The organism is Paenibacillus ihuae, from assembly GCF_001368795.1.
Lineage (GTDB): Bacteria > Bacillota > Bacilli > Paenibacillales > Paenibacillaceae > Paenibacillus_AQ > Paenibacillus_AQ ihuae.
Genome location: NZ_LN831198.1, coordinates 2359113 through 2365136 on the forward strand (window position 1 = coordinate 2359113; position 6024 = coordinate 2365136).

General features: G+C 53.1%; 5 protein-coding genes. All 5 read left to right on the plus strand.

What is annotated here, in order from left to right; genetic code table 11:
- Positions 1 to 2473, plus strand: a 2473-nt coding sequence (locus tag AQR02_RS10665; RefSeq protein WP_245237303.1) for an alpha-mannosidase, incomplete at its 5' end; no start/stop codon positions are given.
- A 32-nt stretch (positions 2474 to 2505) separates the two neighbouring features.
- Positions 2506 to 3183: a hypothetical protein gene (locus AQR02_RS10670; RefSeq protein WP_054940545.1), complete on the plus strand. Its 678-nt coding sequence runs from the start codon at positions 2506 to 2508 to the stop codon at positions 3181 to 3183.
- Positions 3184 to 3197: 14 nt separating this feature from the next.
- Entirely contained in the window at positions 3198 to 4097 is a 900-nt protein-coding gene (locus AQR02_RS10675) for a fumarylacetoacetate hydrolase family protein (protein ID WP_054940546.1), read from the plus strand.
- A gap of 334 nt (positions 4098 to 4431) precedes the next feature.
- Positions 4432 to 5499, plus strand: coding sequence for a [FeFe] hydrogenase H-cluster radical SAM maturase HydE (gene hydE / locus AQR02_RS10680; protein ID WP_054940547.1), 1068 nt, complete (start codon positions 4432 to 4434; stop codon positions 5497 to 5499).
- Positions 5500 to 5579: 80 nt separating this feature from the next.
- Positions 5580 to 6024: 2-oxoacid:acceptor oxidoreductase family protein (locus AQR02_RS33995; protein ID WP_245237305.1), on the plus strand; the 445-nt coding region annotated here is incomplete at its 3' end.

Here is a 6024-nt window from a genome sequence, read left to right on the forward strand (position 1 = left end):
GCACCTTACGGCGATGGAACAGAAGCATCCGGTTACGGTAACGGCTGTAGGGCATACCCATATCGACGTTGCCTGGCTGTGGCGGCTGACCCATACCCGGGAGAAGGCGGCTCGCTCTTTCTCCACAGTACTAAGGCTGATGAAGCAGTATCCGGAATATATTTTTCTGCAGACACAGCCTCAGCTGTACGATTACATCAAGCAGGATTACCCTGAGCTGTATGCAGTAATAGCCGGACGGGTCAGTGAAGGCCGCTGGGAAGCCGGAGGTGCGATGTGGCTGGAGGCGGACTGTAATCTGACGAGCGGCGAATCGCTGGTGCGCCAGATTTTGTACGGCACCACCTTTTTCCTGGAAGAATTCGGCGTGGAATGCAAATATTTGTGGCTGCCGGATGTGTTCGGCTACAGCTGGGCGCTGCCGCAGATTCTGCGGGAATCCGGTATAGACACATTTATGACGACCAAAATCAGCTGGAGCCAGTACAACCGCATGCCGCATGATACGTTCCGCTGGCGGGGGATGGACGGGAGCGAGGTGCTTGCCCACTTTATCACGACACCGGAAGGTCCCGAATCCAGCGCCTGGTATTATACCTACAACGGTATAATAGAACCGTTTGCTGTTCAGGGCATCTGGGACTCCTACCGGGACAAGAATTTGAACCGCGAGCTGCTGCTTGCCTATGGATACGGGGACGGCGGCGGCGGAGTTAACCGGGAGCATCTGGAAATGCGGAGGAGGCTCGATGCCATACCGGGGGTGCCGAATGTGAAGCCGGGCCGGGCGGATGATTATTTCGAGCGTCTGAATGAGACGATCCGCAGCACAGATCAGTATGTTCATACCTGGGACGGCGAACTGTATCTTGAGTACCATAGAGGAACGTATACCAGTCAGGCTTACAATAAAAAAATGAACCGCAGGCTGGAACTGCTCTACCGGGAAGCGGAGTGGCTCCAGGTACTGCTGGCTGCCGGGTCGGGGAGCTTCGGGAAGTACCCGGCGGAGGCATTTAATGAGGGCTGGAAAATTATCCTGCGCAACCAGTTCCATGATATTATCCCGGGCTCCTCCATCCGTGAGGTCTACGAGGATTCCCGTGCGGAGTATGCGGAAGCTGAACGGATCGGCACACAGGCAGCCCGTACTGCAGCTGAAGCTTTAACCGTTTCAACCGGACCGGAAACAGGCAAAACGGCGTATACGGTATTTAACGGAGCTTCCTTTAACCAGGCAGCACTGCTTACCGTGACTGCCGAAGATTCAGAGCAGAGACAGTGGCGGGATGAAAACGGATCTGTTCTTCGTGCACAACAGCTGGACAACAGATGGCTGATCGAAACGCCGGAGATTCCGATGCTGGCAGCTGCAGTCATTAGTGCACATTTTACTCAAAAGGTTGAACCGGCAGCTCAAGCGGACCCTTTTGTGTGGGAAAACTCCACCCTGACAACACCTCATTATTTTATGGAATGGAACACCTCGGGCCAGCTATGCCGCCTGTATGACCGTAATGCTGAGCGTGAGGTCCTTGCTCCGGGTGAATGCGGAAATGTGCTGCAAGTGTTCGAGGATAAGCCGAAGCAGTACGATGCCTGGGACATTGATCTGTATTATCAGGAGAAAAAACGGGAAATCACCGGACTTGTCTCCACTCAGCTGGTGGAATCAGGTCCGCTCGCAGCCGTGTTACAGTTCTCCTGGAAGTACATGGACTCCAAGGTCATCCAGAAGGTGAAGGTGTATGCGGGCAGCCGCCGGATCGATTTTGAGACGTTTGTTGACTGGCATGAGCAGCAACAGCTGCTTAAGGTTGCTTTTCCGGTCAGCGTCCGTTCAACAGAGGCTACCTATGATATCCAGTATGGTAATGTAAAGCGTCCGACCCACTGGAATACAAGCTGGGATTATGCCCGTTTTGAGAGTGTAGCGCATCAATGGGCGGATCTGTCGGAGCGGGGCTACGGCGTAAGCCTGCTTAACGACTGCAAGTACGGCTATGACATCAAGGATCATGTGATGCGCCTGTCACTGATTAAATCGGCAACCGCACCGGACTGGCAGGCTGATCAAGGGGAACACCGGTTCACGTACAGCCTGCTGCCGCATGAGGGAGACTGGGCAGAGGGCCGTACAGCTGAGGAAGCGTGGATGCTTAACAATCCGCTGCGGGCGGTCCAGGGAGTCTTTGCCGGGGAAAAGAATAAGTCGCTGATTCATACCAATGCTGCTGGAATTGCAATTGACGCCATTAAACGTTCAGAGCATGGAGACAGCTGTGTAATCCGGCTGCATGAATTCTTCGGCGGCCGCAGGAAAGTCAAGCTTAGCAGCGGGTATCCTGTTCATTCCTGGCAGCTGTGCGATCTCATGGAGCGCCCTCAGGGAGAGGTTACTAGCGGCGGTGAAATCGAGCTTGAATTCAAGCCTTACGAAATTCATACCCTGCTTATAAAATTCTTTGAATAGCACTGCAAACTCATTACCCGGGAGGAATGAACATGCCGCTGATCAGAAGGATTAACCGGCTGCAGAAAGAGCTGCAGCTGCGCTGGATTAAGGAAAGCCGCGACATCGGAGAGTGGTCCCTGCAAAGAGCATTTTATGCGGATGAAGGAGAGTACCGGTATGGTGCTGAACAGGAGACCGCCGCTCCCGGCCGGCTGCAGAGCCAGGTTAGAGAGACGCTGTTTCTGGAAGCGGCAGTCCAAATACCGGAGGATTGGGCGGACGAAAAAGCCGGGATTATATTCAAGGCCGGGGGAGAGGGATTGCTGTCTATTAACGGATCGCCTTATCACGGACTAGACAAGAACAGAAGCTTTGTCCCTCTGACCAAGACGCTTGCGGTAAGCGGTGAGCTGAAGCTGAGCGTAGAGCTGTACCATGTGCCGCTGATTCCCGAGGATCCCTTAAACGGCCAGAAGGATAATGATGCCCCGCCTGTGCATTTTCAGGAAGCCCGGCTGGTGACTGTGAACCCGGCTGCAGAAAGCTTGTATTTCACGGTAACCGTCTGTCTGGACACACTGAACCGGCTGGCCGAGCGGTCGGTGGAACGTCTTCAACTGGAGCACGCGCTTGAGGATACCATTCTGTTTATCGGGAATCCGGCGGAGGCGGACGAGAAACGCTTCCGGCAGGCTATGCTGATAGAATTAAGAGTATTCACCTATTAAAAAGGAGAGATACTATGAAACTGCTCAATTATATGCAGAATGGCAGTTACCTGCTCGGTATACATACGGATGCGGGAGTTGTAGACGTTGCCGGTGCAGCGGCGGCCAGCGGCCAGGTGGAATTAGCGGACCTAAATATCCACCAGGCCATTTCAGGCGGAGATGCTGTTCTTGATAAGCTACTTAACCTTGCGGGCTTCGTTACCGGTAACGGGGTCAACAGCCATTTGCTGCTTGATGAAGCCAGGCTTACCTTTGGGCCGGCAGTGACCCGTCCGGGTAAAATCCTCTGTGTCGGCCTCAATTACCGCAAGCATGCGGAAGAGACCGGTTCGGCGATCCCGCAGACTCCGATTCTGTTCAGCAAATTCAACAATGCGCTGGCCGGACATCAGGAGGAGGTGCCGCTGCCTGCGGTATCACAGCAAGTTGACTATGAGGCGGAGCTGGCAATTGTCATCGGCCGTACAGCAAGCAATGTAAGCAAAGAAGAGGCACTGGATTACGTCTTCGGCTATTGCTGTGCGAATGACCTTTCAGCCCGTGATTTGCAGTTCCGCACCCAGCAGTGGCTGCTCGGCAAAACCTGTGATAAGTTCGCCCCCGTAGGGCCGTATCTGGTCACAGCGGATGAGGTACGGGAGCCGAATGCTCTGAGCATCTCCTGTTACGTTAACGGTGAAGTTCGGCAATCGTCCAATACGTCAGATATGATCTTCCACTGCAATGAAATCATCAGCTATGCTTCACAGCATATGACGCTGGAGCCGGGGGACATAATTCTCACGGGTACACCGGAGGGTGTAGTTCTCGGTTATCTGCCGGAGAAACAGGTATACCTGCAGGCTGGCGATGTTGTAACGGTTGAGATTGAAAAGCTCGGCAGTCTGACTAATACGATGACTTCAGTGTAAGCTGTTCACCGGACCAAACCATAATCTCTGCACTTCAGGCAGAGGTTATGGTTTTTTTGCATTCACCATTATCTATCTTAGTAGAAGCAATCCGCCCCAATTCTCAATTGGACTGAGAATGACACATCTCCGACAAACCCTGTCGGCATACCCGTTATGCATACACTTTTCAACAATTCGTAAAAAGATCAAAAACAGCAGACAAAACCCGGAATTTAAGCATAGAGTGCTGCATAGTCTAGAGTATTCTTAGCGAGTAAATTATTTTAGCAAATCACAAGGCACAGCAATCCGCTATGGCTAAGCCTGCCGTAAGAACGGAGGCCACCGAACAATGGAAGCATTGCTTGACAAATTATCTGAACAGCATGAATTGACAGAGGAAGAGATTGTCTGGTTTCTCGGACATCTGACTCCTGAGCTTAAGAATAAGCTGTATAGCCGGGCTTCAGAGGTCCGCAAGCAGTATTATGGTGTAAGCGTTTACTCCCGCGGACTGATTGAATTTTCCAGCTACTGCAAGCAGGACTGCCTGTACTGCGGACTACGCCGGTCCAATTGGAGCGCAGAGCGTTACCGGCTCACCGAGGAAGAGATTCTCGAATGCGCGGCAGAAGGCTATGAACTGGGCTACCGGTCATTCGTGCTCCAGAGCGGAGAGGATATCCACTATTCGGAGCAAGTAATTACCTCCATTGTGCGGAAGCTGAAGCTGCGTTGTCCGGATACCGCAGTTACCCTGTCTGTCGGCGAACGGAGTGAAGGTTTTTATCGTGCACTGTACAATGCCGGAGTTGACCGTTATCTGCTGCGTCATGAAACGGCATCGCGCGCGCTCTATGAATCTCTGCATCCCGGGATGTCCTACGATAACCGCATGGACTGCCTGCGCATCCTCCGGGGGATCGGCTATCAGGTGGGAGCTGGATTCATGGTCGGGCTCCCCGGCCAGACACACCGCCATCTTGCTGAGGATCTGCTGTTTCTAAAAGCATTCCATCCGGAGATGATCGGCATCGGCCCGTTTATCCCGCACAGCGCTACACCGCTTAAAGAGGCAGCTGGCGGGACGGTGGAAGATACGCTGGTGATGATTGCAATGACCAGACTAATGGTGCCGGATGCACTAATGCCTGCTACCACCGCGATGGGTACGCTGGATCCGGCCGGGCGCGAAAAGGCGATCCAAGCCGGAGCGAATGTCGTCATGCCCATTCTGTCACCGCTGCAAATCCGCCGCAAATATGCACTATATGAGCAGAAAATCTGCATGGGTGATGAACCGGCGCACTGCCGCAGCTGCCTCGAAATGCGGATTGCCATATCCGGTTACCGGATGGATCACGGCCGCGGGGATCACTGCGGGTATAGCCGTTTGACTAAGAAAGAACACCAGGAGTAAGTTTTTCCATGCAAACGTAAGTGAATGTTTTCACTTGTGTAACTGCCGAAATCAGCACCACAACAAAGGAGGAAACTCAGTTGTCTACTTTGACGAAAAAAAATGAACTCGGCTTCTTTGAAATCCGGCTTGAATCCATCGGCGGACTTGGCGCCAATCTGGCAGGAAAAATGCTTGCGGAGACCGGCGCGCTCGAGCTGGGCTTTAACGCCGCTAACTTCTCTTCCTACGGGTCCGAGAAAAAGGGCTCCCCCGTGAAAACCTTTGTCCGCTTCTGTGATCCGGAGATTGAGATCAGAGATCATAGTCCGATTGAAGAGCCACATCTGATCGCGGTTTTCCACGAGGCTCTGTACAAGATTGTGAACGTGGCGAGCGGCCTGCAGCCGGACGGGGTCGTACTGGTTAACACAACCCGCGACTTCGATGAAGTGCGTTCAAGTCTGAAGATTGAATCCGGGACGATTGCCCTGATTGATGCCATGGGGATAGCTGTTGAAGAAAGAACCAAGATCAACACCGCGA

What these genes read in the sequence shown, in the direction of transcription:
- AQR02_RS10675 (WP_054940546.1), top strand. Translation starts at nt 3,198, where the DNA reads ATGAAACTGCTCAATTATATGCAGAATGGCAGTTACCTGCTCGGTATA.
- hydE (WP_054940547.1), top strand. Translation starts at nt 4,432, where the DNA reads ATGGAAGCATTGCTTGACAAATTATCTGAACAGCATGAATTGACAGAG.
- AQR02_RS10670 (WP_054940545.1), top strand. Translation starts at nt 2,506, where the DNA reads ATGCCGCTGATCAGAAGGATTAACCGGCTGCAGAAAGAGCTGCAGCTG.